Raw genomic sequence first — 16,113 nt, 5'->3', positions numbered from 1 at the left:
AATAATATGTAAAACGCTACAATCCCTTGACCTAGTTAAGGGATTTTTTTATTCTCGCTTTCGCGAAAGCGGAAACACAGCAATCATTTTACCAACTACCACCAGCACCGCCGCCGCCAAAACCACCGCCGCCGAAGCCGCCACCAAAACCACCACCTGAACTACCACCACCAAAACCGCCACCACCAAAACCACCACGTCCCATATTGCTTAAAATAATAATATCTAGTAAAGAACCGCCATTGTTACGGCCATTATTACCATTATTATTTCTGTTTTTTGCATTGAGAATAATGAACAATAAGATGATTCCAAAAAACAATAGAAACTGCCAAGGTATTTGATTACTACTTTGTGGCGTGCCTTTAAACTCACCTTTAAGACCTTGAAAGATGGCATCAGCGCCTTGATCAAGACCTGAGTAATAGTTTTGAATTTTAAAATTAGGAATGAGTACTCTATTAACAATACGCTCTGCATCACTGTCTGATAGCCTGTACTCTATCCCATAACCAGTATTGATATCTACCTTACGATCATTTACAGCAAGCAATAATAATAAGCCGTTGTCGATTCCCTTTTGACCTATCCCCCATTTTTGTCCCCATCGTGCGCCTAATAAGTCCAACTCTTCTCCATTAGAGCTTTTTATAATAGCATAAACTATTTGCGTAGAAGTGGTGTCTGCATAGCGCTTTAACTTTACATTCAATGCTTGTTCTTGTGAATCTGGAAGAACACCAGCATAATCATAAACAAAAACTTGTTTTCTATCTGCTGGTTTCGGCGGTATTTCAAATTGACCATAAGTCAATTTTGAAAAAGCAAGAACGGATAAAATTAAAAGACAGAATAACCTCATCAGCTCACAGAGATTTGGTCTGACAATTCGTTGGTATCATTCATATCCCAAGGAAAATGTGCAGCTAGTTTTTGACCTACTAATTCTATACCTTCTATAAGGCCTTTTTGAAATTCGCTTTCGCGAAAGCGAGATAATACCACATTTCTTACCGCAATCCAAAAGTCACTGCCTACTCTATCGTGGATTCCTTTATCACCTATTAAGGCAAATTTTTTATCATCTACAGCGACGTAAAACAGAATTCCGTTTTCTTCTTTAGTATTGTCCATTTTAAGTAGATGAAATAATTCTTGTGCACGAACTATAGGATCATCACAGGCAGATTCTAGATGCACACGTATTTCACCACTGGTAAGCAACTCTGCAGTGCGTATGGCTTCAATAATAGCTTGTTCTTGAGCAGCAGTAAGAAAATCCTCTACCTTTATAGACATAATTAATTAGATCCAAATAAGTTTTTAACGTCTGGCGCTACCTCAGCACCTTCATCTGCTTGATAAAAGGCAGCTGGTTCAAAGCCTAGAATACTTGCAAAAAGTACTCCTGGTACTCGCTTTACTTTTACATTATAAGTTCCTACCGCATCATTATAGCGATTGCGCTCTACATTAATGCGATTTTCTGTTCTACTCAATTCATTGATTAACTCCTTAAAGTTTTCGTTTGCCTTGAGATTAGGGTAATTCTCATAGGTAGCCAATAATCTCCCTAGACCAGAACTAACAGAACTTTGTGCTTTTGAAAAAGCTGCTAGATTTTCTTCTGTCAAATCTGATGCATCTACATTTATAGAAGTCGCGTTAGAACGCGCTTCAATTACCGCAGTTAAGGTTTCTTGTTCGAACTCTGCATATTTTTGAGCAGTAGCAACGATATTAGGAATTAAGTCATTACGTCGTTGATAACTACTTTCAACATTTGCCCAAGTGTTTGCTACTCCTTCACTCATACCTACTGTACTGTTGTACCAGTAAATGCCGTAAATGACAAAAAGACCTAGTAAAATACCCACTATTCCTAATCCACCTATTTTTTTCATTGTATAATTCTTTATTTAATTTGTATACCAATTTAATTCAAAGTTACATGAAATATGAAAAATCAATATTTCTAGATGGTAAGGTCTGTCTTCTTAGGTTGAAGTGTTTGTAGATACTCTGGAGTTTTTAATAGTCTTGATCCATACCAAGAAAATAGTTCACCATCTACCACTTTAAAATCTGGTGTAACATTAGGTTTTACAGGATCTTGTGAAGGTGCTGTTAAAAAAGCTAGCTTCAACTCTGCAATATCATCTGTTGAGAACGGATAAGGCTCTGAAGATAAAAAGACCACATCTGGCTGTAATTTGATCATTTCTTCCACTTCTAATTCTGGATATCTGGTCAATTCTTTGGCAGCATTTGTAAACCCTGCTTTTTCTATCATATCATTGATAAAAGTTCCTGTTCCAATAGTCATGTATGGCTTTTTCCATATTAAATACAATGCCTTTTGGTTGATCTCAGCAGGCGGAATCTTTTTAAAGGAACTGGTGATATTGCGAATAAGCGATTTTGCTTTAAATTTTGCTCCTGTCAGTTCTCCTACATCTGCAATCATTTCTAGAGCTTGTTCTAGATTATCAATATCTGACACATAAGTAGGCGCAATATGATCACAAAACTCTACAATCTTTTGATTGTTTTCTTCTCTATTACAAATGATTAAATCAGGCTGTAATTCTATAATGCGAGATTCTACTATTTTTTTAGTACCACCTACTACGGTTTTTTCATCTATCAATCCTGCTGGATGGATACAAAAGCGAGTGACACCTACTAGCCTATCTTTTAAACCTAGGTCTATAAGTAATTCTGTTTGAGATGGTACAAGTGAAATTATTCTTTGTGGTAGTTGATCTAATTCGATCATTCTACCTAATTGATCTGGTATTTTACAAAACATTAGTCTAGTGCATTTTTAGTTACCCATAATCTGTATCCAAAAAGTGCCATTTGCCATTTGCTGGCTTTGGCTAGATCCAATCGCCTTTTTGTAAAGCTGGGTAAGACCGCTTTATTTATCTTGGCTAGTATTTTGAACACTTCTTTCTTCATATATCAAAGGTAGTGTATTGCCGTGTCGATCTGTATTAATAAAATAGTAAAACCCATTTACTAAAGGCAAATGGGTTTTAAAGCTAATGCAATAAGTGCAGCCTTTCTTTAATAAGGAATAGTGGTAATAATAGGTGTCGCGTCTTTTGTCACAAAAGAGAGACTCAATTCTTTAATACCTTTATTATTTTCATAAGTATGTTGTGATCCATTGATTTCATATTTTAATTTTACCAATCGATCATCTTTCATTCGGTGTGTTTTTAATTTAAAAGTATGTCCTGCGTCTTCTAACGTTTTTGCAAATTCTGTAAAACCTTCTTTGGACATATTTTGTAATCGGTAGTCATTACCGACATGGACGTTATATGGAGCTGTTTGTGAGTAATCTCCTTTTACAGAACCTTCTACAACTCCTACTTCATAGGTATATGCTGTTGGCCTCTTTAAAGCATTTAAAACTTCTTTAGGAGTTTCTCTCATTATAATCGGTTCTTCAATGACTTCTCCTTTACCATTATAATAATTACCATCGTCATCAGATAGTGTAATTAACGAATTATGCACTTGTACGTTCAACTCTTTATTCTCTAAAATAATGGAATCATAGAGATCAATTTTTCCATTCATTATTCCCTTGATGGTAAATATCTTAATTCCCCAACGGTTATAAATTTCCGTATTATTTCCTTTGGCAAGATAATAATGAACTTGACCGTTTATATAGGCATAACCAGCACCTTCTGGTTTATTAGGATGATCTTCATAACTTGTGCTTGTCACTTCATAAGTTACTTTAGGTTTTGTAGTAATGACCATCACTCCATTTTTTCCTTTTTTGCCATACAAACTGGTTGACTCATTATCCTTAAGAACAGTAAGACTTTTTATGTCCTGGGCATTTAAGGTGTACATGGCTTCCTGTGTGGATTCTTTACCATTGATAATGATTAAAGGTTGGTCTTTACTTGTTACTACGCCTCTTCTTATTTGGGCTGAAGTTGTTGGAATATTTGAAAAACCATTTTTGAATAGTTGCTCAGTTACGGAATCTGTAAATTTGATATTTTTAAGTTCATAAGTAATGGAATCCATATTAATTAACTGTGATTGCATTTCCTTAAACTTTATTTGCATATCTGCTTGAATGGAATCCCAATTTTGCTTGCTCATCTGAATTTGTAAATCATTTGACAAGCTATCCAATTGGCTCAAGTCCATTTGAGTCAAATGAAATTGCATTTTATTAACTAGTGAATCCATTCGATATGCTTTAAACTGACCATTAACAGTTGACATACTAGTATCTTTATTTTTCACAATAGATCCATTTGGAGTAAACCTACTACTAGTTGAAAAGCTATAAGAATTAGTTGCATTTTCTTTACAATTTCCTAAGTCCCATTTAGCAACATTTCCTTTTACAACAGCGGTTACACAAATGGGGTCAATACCGTCAGTATCTGAATCTGTTTTAGAAGCTTTGTAGCCCTTTTTATCATCTAAACTTAATTTAAGTCTAACTATTTTATCGTTTTTAAACCTCAACTTACTATAGTCAAATTTTATATCATATTCTTCTTCAAAAAATTTCTTCATTGCAATTAAATCTTCTTTTGTAGAAGTGGCATCTATTTTAAATGAAATGGTATGGTCTGAAATAGGTTTTATTATTGATGGATTATTGTTAATTTTTGGAATATTATTATTCCCATAAAGCACTGGAGTATTCTTTTTTATTTCGGTACCTTCATCAGTGAGTAAGAAGAATTCTTTTGAGTCATCATTGCTAATGTTCAAAATTTCTTTTTGAGCTATTAATAGTAATAAGTTTATTGGATTTTGATTAATTACCAAATTCTTATTCCATTTTTTATTAGGAAATTTAGTTGAAATACTTAACTTGGTAAGATGTCCTTTTTGATTGCGTTCATCATCGCTAAAACGGACTTGATAATTTGCATATTCGTTGATCTGGCTGGCATATTTAGTCAATTGCTCTTTGGTTGTAGAAGCTCTTATGTCGAAAATCAATCCGTCATTAGGTTTCTCAACACTTGAAGTTTTCTCTTCTTTTGAAGCTTCATTTTTTTCCACATACTCTATCTCTTCCACCACATTAAAACTGTATAGAAACAACACAATTACTGGTAAAATCAAGGCATATTTATAGGCATTCCATCGGGCAGATGCTTCTTTTTGTAACATAAGAATTCGTTTTTTAATAAATGGTGTGAAAAAATTATTTGCCAGTGCTGGTTGCATATGACTGGCTGCGGTACTGAGCAATGTGCGCTCGTAACTGATGCCAGATTTGTTTTGAATTTTTGCTTTAGTGTCGGCAATAAACTCTAAATTCTCTCCTATTTGTCTTTTTAACAACCACACTAAAGGGTTGATCCAAAATACCGCCCTAAACACATGCGATACTAATAAATCAATCGAATGCCATTCTTTTGCATGGACTTTTTCATGATCGATAATCAAATCTAGTTCTGGTGATTGTAAATCGTTATCAGAGTAACATATATAGTTAAAGAAACTGAAAGGTGTCAGCTTTCGCGAAAGCGAAACAAAAACAAATTTCCCTTCTCTTTTCTTAGTTCCAGAACGTATCAAACTGCGCAGTGAGCTTAATTCTACCGTCATTTTACCCAGAAAGAATAAAGTAATCGCTAGGTATAAATAGATGGCGAGCACTCCATAATTAAAAGGTATTGCCTCTACTGGCGGCTGTTCTAAAACCATAGCCATAGGCGTGGCTAGTTGTTGTGGCATGTAAAGAACCTCTTCTGGTTGTTCTACATAAACGGTTTGTGTAATTTCGATTAATGGAAACAAAATACTTGCTACAATACCGGCTAGTAAAAACCAGCGATTTGCATTAAAAAAGGTCAGGCGGCGCAATAGAAAATGATATACGAGTAAAAAAATACTTAGTACTCCAGCGCTTTTTAAAAGGTAGTCTATGATTGCTTCCATCTTATTTTTCTTTAGATTCTATCATGTCTAATATCTCACGCAATTCTGTGGCGCTTATTTTCTCTTCTTTGGCAAAAAAGGAAACCATATTTTTATAAGAATCATTGAAGTAACTGGTCATCGCGTTGTTAACAAACCTATTGCGATAAGCATCTTTTTCTATGATAGGATAATATCGATGTGTTTTACCAAAGGCTTCATAAGCCACATAACCTTTCTCCTCTAGCTTGCGTACGATGGTAGAAACGGTATTGTAATGATTAGTTCCTGCTAATTCTGGAACGATTTCTTTTACAAAGGCTTTTTCTAGATTCCAAAGTGCTTGCATGACTTCTTCTTCTTTTTGTGTTAGTTTTTCCATTACAAATATTTCTAGTAGTGATTCTTCATTATCGGTTCACAAACATATAACTATTATTATAGTTATCAAACTATTTGTATAGTTAATAAACTATTTGTATAGTTAATTATTGTTATTGATCCTTAATTTGGCTATCAACAACCTAGTTTTCGCGTAACTTTGCATTAAAATCAGTAACGTGCGCATAGATATCATCACCTTATTACCAGAATTAATTCAAAGCCCTTTTGAAGCTTCTATCTTAAAACGTAGTATAGAAAAAGGAATTGTAGAAGTTCACATGCATAATTTGAGAAAATATGGTATGAATAAATACAATCAAGTAGACGATTATCAATATGGTGGTGGCGCAGGAATGGTGATGATGATTGAACCTCTAGACAAGATGATTCACGAACTAAAAGCAGATCGCGATTATGACGAAGTCATTTATATGACGCCAGACGGAGAAACTTTAAGTCAAGGAATTGCTAATCATTTATCCCTGAAAGAAAATATAATGATCATTTGTGGTCATTACAAAGGAATCGATCAACGTGTGCGAGATCTATATATTACTAAAGAGATTTCCATAGGTGACTATGTGCTTTCTGGTGGTGAATTAGGAGCAGCAGTTTTATGCGATGCTGTGATTAGATTAATTCCTGGCGTGATTAGTGATGAGACTAGTGCATTAACCGATAGTTTTCAAGATGGCTTGCTTGCTCCACCGGTTTATACGCGTCCAGCCGATTATAAAGGACACAAAGTACCAGAGATTTTACTGAGTGGTCATCTCAAAAAAATTGAAGCTTGGAGAGAAGAAAAGGCTTATGAAAGAACCAAAGAAAGACGACCTGACCTTTTAAAAGGAGATTAACAAACATAATTGGTTAAAAAGTTTTAACTTTACAACACAATATTATTATGAAAAGAATTTTACTTTATATCTTATTGGGTGTTTTTACACTGTCCTTCCATACGAGCTTTGCTCAATTTGATGGGAATAATAGTGTGGAACAAAGCCTTGTGAAAAAGGACAAAGAAAAACTTACCATTCTAACAAATCCAGTGAAGGATGGGTACTTAAAATTAACACTTACCGCTTCTCAAAGTAGTGATCTTAATTTAACGATCATTAATTCATTAGGCAAACAAGTGTATCAAACAAAGCGCAATATTAATAGTAATGTTCAAACTTTTGACATTTCTAAATTAAGTGCTGGTATCTACTTCCTAAGAGTAAGCACTAATTCTTCTAGCTTTGTCAAAAAATTGATCATTAGATAATCGATTTTAATAATTCACTTTTTTATTTGTCAATTAAATACAAGTTTGTACTTTTGCAGCTCGTAAAAATTAACCTCTGACGATAATCGTGCACGTTGATCATTACTTAAACATATTAATTCCTATTTAAGATGGAACAATTAGTAAAGTTCGTACAAGACGAATTCATAGAAAAAAAAGACTTCCCTAAATTCTCTGCAGGAGATACAATCACTGTATTTTATGAGATTAAAGAAGGTGAAAAAAGCCGTACACAGTTCTTCCGTGGTGTTGTTCTACAATTAAGAGGTACTGGTTTAACAAAGACTTTTACTATCAGAAAAATGTCTGGTAACATTGGTGTAGAGCGTATCTTCCCTATCAATTTACCTGCTATTCAAAAAATCGAGGTGAACAAGCAAGGTGCTGTACGTAGAAAGCGTATTTTCTATTTCAGAGAACTTACAGGAAAGAAAGCACGTATCAAAGAAGCGCGCAGAAAGTAATCTTTCTTCAATATATTTTAAAAGCTGCCTAAAAGGGCAGCTTTTTTTATGTCCTTAAATTAAATCGTTTAGATATTAGAAGATTATTTCGCTTTTGCGAAAGCGAAATTTTTATAAAAAAATAAAATGATTACTAATTTTTGTTTAATTCATAATTTCATCGAGTTATTTTATTTAGGTTCCTAAAAAATGACACCAGTAAATGAGAAGTTTATAAATCAAGTAGTAATACTAACCATAAGCTAAATGAGTTTTAAAAACCTTATTGAAACCTTATCTTTGTGTGCTATCATTTTTATTCTAAAGTGATAGTTTAAAATAAAATTAAATTCATAACCCCATACAATATGTCAGATCAGCCTAAGATCATTTATACTAAAACAGATGAAGCGCCTGCACTTGCAACAGCGTCATTTCTACCTATTATTAAAAAGTTTATCGCTCCTGCAGGAATTGATATTGAGACAAGTAATATTTCTCTTGCCAGTAGAATACTTGCTGTTTTTCCTGAAAGATTAAAAGAAGATCAGAAACAAGTAGATGCTCTTTCTCAATTAGGTGAATTAGTAAAAAAACCTGAGGCAAATGTGATCAAACTTCCTAATATATCTGCATCGGTACCACAATTAGTAGAGGCTATAACCGAATTACAGGCAAAAGGTTATGACATCCCTAACTACCCTGAAGATCCTGAAACAGATGAAGAAAAGGAAGCAAAAAAACGTTACGATAAAATAAAAGGTAGTGCAGTAAATCCTGTATTGCGTGAAGGTAATTCTGACCGTCGTGCACCGAAACCAGTAAAGCAATACGCAAAGAACAATCCACATTCAATGGGAGCATGGAGTAAGGATTCAAAATCACATGTATCTACAATGAGTGCTGGAGATTTTGCACATAATGAAAAAAGCTTTACTACAACAAAAGACACTAAAGTTAACATACAGTTAATTGATAAAGCAGATCGTACTCATGTTTTAAAGTCTGGACTTGCTCTACAAAAAGGAGAAATTCTTGATGCTACTTACATGAGTAAAACAGCATTAATTGAATTTTTAGAAGATCAAATTGACGATGCTCTAGAAAAAGATGTGCTTTTCTCGTTACACATGAAAGCAACTATGATGAAGGTTTCTGACCCAATCATTTTTGGTCATGCTGTAGAAGCTTTCTTTAAACCCTTATTTGAAAAATATTCTTCTACCTTTAATAAGTTAGGTGTAGATGTAAATAATGGATTAGGAGATTTATTAAGTAAGCTTCATGATTTACCAGAATTAGAAAGAGAAGAAATTAAAGATGCCTTAAGAGAGGTTTATAAAACAAGACCTTCTCTTGCCATGGTAAATAGTGATCATGGTATTACCAACTTACACGTCCCTAGTGACGTGATTATCGATGCTTCTATGCCAGCAATGATCAGAAATTCTGGACAAATGTGGAATAGTGAAGGAAAATCACAAGATACAAAAGCAGTTATTCCAGATAGTTCCTACGCAGGTATTTATGATGCGACAATAGAGTTCTGTAAAAAGAATGGCGCTTTTGATCCAACAACAATGGGAACAGTTCCTAACGTAGGTCTTATGGCACAGAAAGCAGAAGAATACGGTTCTCATGATAAAACCTTTGAAATAGGTTATGGTGGTAAAGTACAAGTAGTAGATGAAGATGGTACCGTTTATTTGGAACATACAGTAGAAGCTGGTGATATATGGAGAGCTTGTCAAACTAAAGATGCTCCTATTCAAGATTGGGTAAAGCTGGCTGTTTCCAGAGCTAGAGCTACTAATGATCCTGCAATCTTTTGGTTAGATGAAAACAGAGCGCACGATGCAGAAATCATTAAAAAAGTAAATCTTTATCTTAAAGATCACGATACAGACGGACTAGACATTACTATCGCTTCTCCTATCAAAGCTACTGAACGTACTTTGAGAAGAATGAAAGATGGACAAGACACTATATCCGTAACAGGGAATGTATTAAGAGATTATAATACCGACTTATTCCCTATTCTAGAAGTAGGAACCAGTGCAAAAATGCTTTCTATTGTTCCATTAATGAATGGTGGTGGTTTATTTGAAACTGGTGCTGGTGGTAGTGCTCCTAAGCACGTGCAACAATTTGAGAAAGAAAATCACCTGCGTTGGGATTCTTTAGGAGAATTTCTTGCTCTTGCCGTTTCTTTAGAACATCTTGCTATAGCTTATAAGAATGACAAAGCACAAATTATTGCAGATGCTTTAGATAGAGCCACTGAGAAGTTTTTAACTAATAGGAAATCGCCATCTCGTAAAGTAAACGAATTAGATAATAGAGGTTCTCAATATTATCTTGCTACCTACTGGGCTCAAGAACTAGCAGATCAAGAGGCTGATGAAGAACTGGCTGCTCATTTTTCTTCTATTGCAAACAAGTTGGTAGAAAATGAAGAGAAAATTACTAACGAGCTTATTGAAGCTCAAGGAAAATCAATGGATATAGGCGGTTATTATATGCCAGATGCAGATAAAGAAATTGCTGCAATGAGACCAAGTACTACATTAAATGCAATTATAGATTAATTAATAGAGCTAAAAATTCAAATTAATTGATATCAGTAAAAACCTCAAGCCTTGCTTGAGGTTTTTTTATTGGATACAGTTTAATAATGCAATTCATCATTAATTATTGACAACTCAGTATAATAGTATGAATTTATGGCTTTTGGGTTACCTATCTTTATAAAAACAACCAACCATCATGTCAGAACATTATTCTACTTTATATCTATCTTTAATGTACACGCATCTAATTACTGTGATCCCATGTGTTTTTGTAGGCGCTTATTTATTGCTCTTCAGTAAAGGAACAAAATGGCACAGATCCTTGGGAAAATATTACATGATTTCTATGGTTATCACTGCTATCGTTTCACTCTTCATGCCAGCAATGGTTGGACCACAGCTTTTAGGACATTTTGGATGGATTCATCTATTTAGTATTTTGACTTTGTGGTCTGTTCCCACCGCATATATTGCAGTAAGAAAAGGTCAGATAAAAAAGCATAAGATCAAAATGATCTTGGTATACATAGGCGCGTTAATCATCGCCGGTGGATTTACTTTCGTTCCTGGCAGGTTTATGTATGAAGTATTCTTTGGATAGAATTCAATGATATATATCTCGCTTTCGCGAAAGCGGAACTTCTCATAAAAAAAACATAAAAAAAAAGGAATCACTTTATAAAGTAATTCCCTTTTTTTGATGTTAAATGTGGTACTACCCTTTTGAAGGATACCATTCCATTAATGTTACTTCAATAGATTCATTGCCTTCATTTACAATGGACTTAAATTTATCTACATTTTGAAAACCTTCTGAACCTCTGTAGTGGTAAGGAATAACTTCCTTAGGAGCAAATTCTAAAACAGCGCTTGCTGCTTGATTAATATCCATCGTGTATGGTAAATTCATACAAACAAATGCTTTGTCAATATTTTCTAAAGACCTCATTTCTGGAATACCTTCTGTATCACCAGAAATATAAACACGATAACCGTTTTTCTCAAGAATATAACCATTACCTCTTCCTTTCACATGTTTATCTAATCTCCCTTCTGTTAGATTATACATAGGAATTGCAGTGATTTTCAACTCATTTCTTGTTGTAGTTTCTCCGTTATTGACAACAACTAATGGTTTCAAACCATCAGAAAGTTTATCTGCAACAGCTTTAGGTGTAAATAAAAAGTTCTTGTCGTTTTTAATAGACATAAGTGTTTCCTCACTCATGTGATCACCATGGATATCGGTTACTAAGATTACCTCAGCATCTGGCATACCTTCAAAAGAAGCTGATCCACCTACGGGATCCACATAAATGATCTGTCCATCCCAGTTCATTACAAAAGTAGCATGTGAAATAGGCATTATTTCAATATCATTCATTGCTGCTATTGTCTTTTCAGCTGGTGCTTCTGAAACTGCTGTATCTTCTTCAACAACTTCTTCTTTATTTTCTTTGCACGATATAGCCATTATTGAAACGGCCATTAATGCAATCCACAATTTTTTCATTTGATTAATTTTTAAGGTTGATTCAAAGTTATAGACACCTCAACTGTTTTTAGCCAAATTAAAATTAAAATCAACACAAGTATTTTTAAGAATAAATGAAGTACATCACAAAATAAAGGATCACACAAGCAATAAAACCAAATAAAGACCTCAACAAATACTTTTTCCTCAAGTCATTGATTTGTAACTGACCCAACTCTGACGACCGCTCTTTCCGATCCATGTTTTGAAACTCTTTTCTGAAATTAGAAAGATTCTTCAAAACAAATAGCAACCAGAAAACAATTAGGAAAACTGGTAGAAACATCAATTGCCAATTATTTGAAAAAGAGTATACATTAAACATATTAAGGAAGGTCGTTTACTAGAGCTGCTAGCGCTTTACCTACTTCATTTTCATAACCATATTTAGGTGCTGCTTCACATATATGAATGTATTTAGGAAAAGAAGACGCTTGTTTTATAATCTCTCTCATAAGACTTCTTACTTCTTGAAATGTGTACCCTACGGGAGATTGCGCACTAGATGGAAAATTTGCAACTACGTCCATGTCTAATTCTAAAGAAAAACTTGTAGAATCTATATGTTGAAGCGCTACTTGAGCAGCACTATCTGCAAGACCATTAATGGATCCATGGGGACTATAATTGATATTTAAATTTGAATCTATTAGATCCAGCATTGGTTGGCTCAAGTAATTTTCTTGAATACCTAGTATATAATAAGACTTTAAATAACCATCATGAATTGCATGATTAAAACCATTACCACTATGTCTTCCTTTTGAAGCTCTTAAATCTGTATGTGCATCGATATTTATACAATCAATCGGCTCAGAATATCCACAAGATCTTAAAAGAGGATAACTGTTATTATGTCCACCACCTATAACTATTGGTAATTTTCCAGCTTCCATAATTTTAGTAGCAATTTCACTCACTCGCTGATCTAACAAAGAAACAAGATCACTAAGCTGTTTTCTTTCTTTATGAACAGAAGAATTTAAACGCTCTGCTTGCTGCATGATGTCTTCTGTAAACACATTTCCTAAAACACAAAATCGGCTTGCATCATTTAAAGAAGTTTGCTGCATTCCTAAAAAAGATTTCAAAAAAACTTCCCAGGCTTCACTCGCTCCTACTCGTCCCATGTTTGCACGCACTCCTACATCTTCTGGAATACCGATTAAAATATATTTTGCTTTCACACTAGAAAGTCCTTCCACATCCTCGCAAATTTCTATGGATTGAGAAAAAGAAATAGCGTCATTTTCTGATTCAAAAGCATCTACATCATTTAAATCATAACGTTTAGAAATAAAACCTTCTCGATCCGTATCTGTAAAAAGTGTAAAGTGTTTGCTCATAATTCCTTAAATAAATACTCCATCAACAACCACTTGATCAATCACAACCTGACCAAAATTATATGGCACTGCTGCAATACTATCAATATTATTAAAGATCAAAAGATTAGCCTTCTTTCCTTTAGTAATACTACCTAATTCATCTTGCATTTCTAAAGCATGTGCTGCATTAACCGTTAACGCATTAAAAGCACGTTGTGGTGTCAGCTTCATTTTGATACAAGCTAGAGAGAATACAAAATTCAAATTCCCTGATGGTGTACTTCCTGGATTATAATCACTCGCTAATGCAACCGCAATATCTTGATCAATCATTTTATTTACTGGCGCATAATCTAAACCTAAAAAAAAGGAACAACTAGGTAAAGCAGTGGCAATGGTTTTTGAACCGGATAGCGCTGTAAAATCAGCTGTTTCCATCACTTCTAGATGATCGACACTTACTGATCCTGCTTTTACAGCAGCATCGATAGCGCCCAAAGAAGTGAACTGATTCACATGAACTTTTGCTTTTAATCCATAAGCACTTCCAGCTTCTACAATGCGCAACATTTCTTCTACGGTAAAATAATTAGTCTCACAAAAAACATCAATATAATCGGCTAGTTTTTCTTCCGCTATTTTAGGTAACATCTTGTGAATAATCAGCTTGATATATGCTTCACGATCGTTCTTATATTTCTTAGGAAATGCATGTGCTCCCAGAAAAGTTATTTTAATTGGTATGATATGGTTGGTAGTTGTTCCGCTTTCGCGCAAGCGAGATGCAACTCTTAATATTTTTAATTCGCTTTCAACACTTAAACCATAACCGCTTTTAATTTCTACGGCTGTGGTTCCTTGCGCTACAATTTTATCCAGACGTAATCGTGCTTGTTCAAAAAGTTGATCTTCTGTCATTTTTTCTAAAGCGGCCGCACTATTCAAAATACCACCACCGCGAGCTGCTATTTCTTCGTAAGTTAAACCATGAATTCTATCCTCAAACTCTTTCTCGCGAGTCGCTGCAAAAATTAAATGTGTATGACTGTCCACATAACCTGGAGTAATAGTTTTTCCAGTACAATCATAAACTTCTTCGGCAGGATGTGGATGAAATTCATCCATACCTCCATAATCTTTGATCAGTCCATCTTCTATCCACAAATAAGCATTTTCAATAGAAGGTAACTCATCCATTTGTTTACCTCGCAATGGCATTTTAGTATGTTTACGTACTTGAATTAATTCCTTGATATTTGTAAAAAGTGTGCTCATGACGTGAAGATAAATAACTCCTAAACAATAAAAGGAACTTTATACCATCAATTATTACTTTCTACATGCCTCACATTTCACATTTAATTTACCTTTACCTACAACTATCTTAGTAATTTCGAAACCATGAAAGAAAAACAGTATCCCAATTACCTTTGCGTTCATGCAGGACAATTAAAAGACACTATCTACGGTGGCGCAACTGCCCCTATTTATACCTCAACCGCTTATGATTACCGCGGTGAAGGAACAAATTTATATCCGCGTTATTTCAACACACCTAACCAGGTAGCGCTAGGTAAAAAAATGGCAGCTATAGAACACACAGAGGCTGGAATGATTTTCGGTAGTGGTATGGCAGCAATAAGCGCTGTTTTTCTGGCATTCCTTAAAACGGGAGATCACATCATTTTACAACGAGCCATTTACGGAGGTACTTCGCATTTTGTTACGGCAGAGTTTGAAAAGTTAGGTATTGAGTTCACGATGATCGAACATGTAAATGAAGAAAGTTTGCAAGCTGCCTTGAAATCCAGTACTAAAATGGTCTACATGGAAACGCCTAGTAATCCATTATTAGAAGTTACAGATATGTCTTTGGTTTCCGCTTTCGCGAAAGCAAACTCCTTAACAAGTGTCATCGACAATACTTTTGCCTCTCCTATTAACCAGAATCCTGCAGATTTTGGTATCGATATTATCATTCACAGCGCGACCAAATATTTGGGTGGCCACAGTGATATTTGTGCTGGTACCGTAAGTTGTAGCCATGAACACATGGATCAGTTATGGAAAACGGCAAAAAATTATGGTGGTAGCCTGAGCGATCAGACAGTTTATTTGTTAGAACGCAGCATAAAAACATTAGGATTAAGAGTGAAAAGACAATCTAAAACAGCTAAGAAAATAGCAAAATTCTTAGAAAATCATACAGACATTAAAAGGGTGAACTATCCTGGTTTGAAATCACATCCACAATATCAACTTGCCAAAAAACAAATGAAAGCTTACGGCGGGATGATGTCATTTGAATTGACACAAGATATAGATCAAACAAAATTCTTAGAAGAACTAGAAGTCATATTTCCAGCACTAAGTCTTGCTGGAGTAGAAAGTACTATTCTTGCACCTACAACAACTTCACATAGTTTGTTAACGCCAGAAGAAAGAAAAGAACAAGGTATTTCTGACCGCCTTTTAAGATTTTCCGTAGGAATTGAAGAAGCAAGCATACTCATTGCAGATCTTAAAAATGCAATGAAAAAAAGCAAAAAAAATTAATAATACGCTACAAAAACAAACCTTCCTTAAAAAAGGAAAGGTGGCTAATACGAGCGATAGCCAGTTGTAGCCGGAAAGGTTGAAA

The 16,113-nt window shown here is 34.5% G+C and carries 16 protein-coding genes; 6 read left to right on the top strand and 10 right to left on the bottom strand.

The features are described from left to right. Positions 1-88: 88 nt before the first annotated feature. From ACTF54_RS10805 to ACTF54_RS10775, 7 genes are all read right to left on the bottom strand, one after another. The gene (locus tag ACTF54_RS10805) at positions 89-862 is read right to left on the bottom strand and encodes a TPM domain-containing protein (protein ID WP_438969334.1); all 774 of its coding nucleotides are present in this window, start codon (positions 860-862) and stop codon (positions 89-91) included. Then, the gene (locus ACTF54_RS10800) at positions 862-1,299 is read right to left on the bottom strand and encodes a TPM domain-containing protein (RefSeq protein ID WP_347195733.1); all 438 of its coding nucleotides are present in this window, start codon (positions 1,297-1,299) and stop codon (positions 862-864) included. Before ACTF54_RS10800 ends, ACTF54_RS10805 begins: the two co-directional genes overlap by 1 nt. Before the next feature lie 2 nt (positions 1,300-1,301). Then, positions 1,302-1,904, bottom strand: coding sequence for a LemA family protein (locus tag ACTF54_RS10795; RefSeq protein WP_438969333.1), 603 nt, complete (start codon positions 1,902-1,904; stop codon positions 1,302-1,304). Positions 1,905-1,975: 71 nt separating this feature from the next. Beyond that, positions 1,976-2,812, bottom strand: coding sequence for an ABC transporter substrate-binding protein (locus ACTF54_RS10790; protein ID WP_347195731.1), 837 nt, complete (start codon positions 2,810-2,812; stop codon positions 1,976-1,978). After that, on the bottom strand, positions 2,812-2,964 hold the full coding sequence (locus tag ACTF54_RS10785) for an SsrA-binding protein (protein ID WP_347195730.1): 153 nt from the start codon (positions 2,962-2,964) through the stop codon (positions 2,812-2,814). Before ACTF54_RS10785 ends, ACTF54_RS10790 begins: the two co-directional genes overlap by 1 nt. 108 nt (positions 2,965-3,072) lie before the next feature. Continuing rightward, positions 3,073-5,946 carry a M56 family metallopeptidase gene (locus ACTF54_RS10780; protein ID WP_438969332.1) on the bottom strand — a complete coding sequence of 958 codons (2,874 nt, stop codon included), beginning with the start codon at positions 5,944-5,946 and terminating at the stop codon, positions 3,073-3,075. A gap of 1 nt (position 5,947) precedes the next feature. Continuing rightward, a complete protein-coding gene (locus ACTF54_RS10775; RefSeq protein ID WP_438969331.1) occupies positions 5,948-6,307 on the bottom strand; it encodes a BlaI/MecI/CopY family transcriptional regulator in 360 nt (119 codons plus the stop codon). 178 nt (positions 6,308-6,485) lie between these two features. Between ACTF54_RS10775 and trmD the strand changes: the two genes are divergently transcribed. The 5 genes from trmD to ACTF54_RS10750 all read left to right on the top strand — a co-directional run bounded on the left by trmD (position 6,486) and on the right by ACTF54_RS10750 (position 11,211). Beyond that, the gene (gene trmD, locus ACTF54_RS10770) at positions 6,486-7,166 is read left to right on the top strand and encodes a tRNA (guanosine(37)-N1)-methyltransferase TrmD (RefSeq protein WP_347196743.1); all 681 of its coding nucleotides are present in this window, start codon (positions 6,486-6,488) and stop codon (positions 7,164-7,166) included. Between the two features lie 47 nt (positions 7,167-7,213). Further along, entirely contained in the window at positions 7,214-7,576 is a 363-nt protein-coding gene (locus ACTF54_RS10765) for a T9SS type A sorting domain-containing protein (RefSeq protein ID WP_347196742.1), read from the top strand. 131 nt (positions 7,577-7,707) lie between these two features. Then, on the top strand, positions 7,708-8,061 hold the full coding sequence (gene rplS, locus ACTF54_RS10760) for a 50S ribosomal protein L19 (protein ID WP_347196741.1): 354 nt from the start codon (positions 7,708-7,710) through the stop codon (positions 8,059-8,061). 347 nt (positions 8,062-8,408) lie between these two features. After that, entirely contained in the window at positions 8,409-10,628 is a 2,220-nt protein-coding gene (locus ACTF54_RS10755) for an NADP-dependent isocitrate dehydrogenase (protein WP_438969330.1), read from the top strand. A 178-nt stretch (positions 10,629-10,806) separates the two neighbouring features. Beyond that, complete coding sequence (locus ACTF54_RS10750; protein WP_347196739.1) at positions 10,807-11,211, top strand: DUF2306 domain-containing protein; 405 nt, start codon at positions 10,807-10,809, stop codon at positions 11,209-11,211. A 114-nt stretch (positions 11,212-11,325) separates the two neighbouring features. Here ACTF54_RS10750 and ACTF54_RS10745 read toward each other — a convergent pair whose 3' ends face one another. The 3 genes from ACTF54_RS10745 to hutI all read right to left on the bottom strand — a co-directional run bounded on the left by ACTF54_RS10745 (position 11,326) and on the right by hutI (position 14,747). Beyond that, on the bottom strand, positions 11,326-12,123 hold the full coding sequence (locus ACTF54_RS10745; RefSeq protein ID WP_347196738.1) for an MBL fold metallo-hydrolase: 798 nt from the start codon (positions 12,121-12,123) through the stop codon (positions 11,326-11,328). 347 nt (positions 12,124-12,470) lie between these two features. After that, a complete protein-coding gene (locus tag ACTF54_RS10740) occupies positions 12,471-13,490 on the bottom strand; it encodes a formimidoylglutamase (protein ID WP_347202001.1) in 1,020 nt (339 codons plus the stop codon). A 6-nt stretch (positions 13,491-13,496) separates the two neighbouring features. After that, a complete protein-coding gene (hutI, locus tag ACTF54_RS10735) occupies positions 13,497-14,747 on the bottom strand; it encodes an imidazolonepropionase (RefSeq protein ID WP_347196736.1) in 1,251 nt (416 codons plus the stop codon). A gap of 126 nt (positions 14,748-14,873) precedes the next feature. On the opposite strand from hutI, the gene ACTF54_RS10730 reads away from it, so the two are divergent. Next, the gene (locus ACTF54_RS10730; RefSeq protein WP_438969329.1) at positions 14,874-16,028 is read left to right on the top strand and encodes a trans-sulfuration enzyme family protein; all 1,155 of its coding nucleotides are present in this window, start codon (positions 14,874-14,876) and stop codon (positions 16,026-16,028) included. The last annotated feature ends 85 nt before the right edge of the window (positions 16,029-16,113 follow it).

The organism is Nonlabens sp., assembly GCF_965657255.1.
In the GTDB taxonomy this organism is placed as follows: Bacteria; Bacteroidota; Bacteroidia; order Flavobacteriales; family Flavobacteriaceae; genus Nonlabens.
The sequence above is the reverse complement of the archived record's forward strand: the minus strand, read 5'-3'. Positions and strand labels throughout refer to the sequence as shown.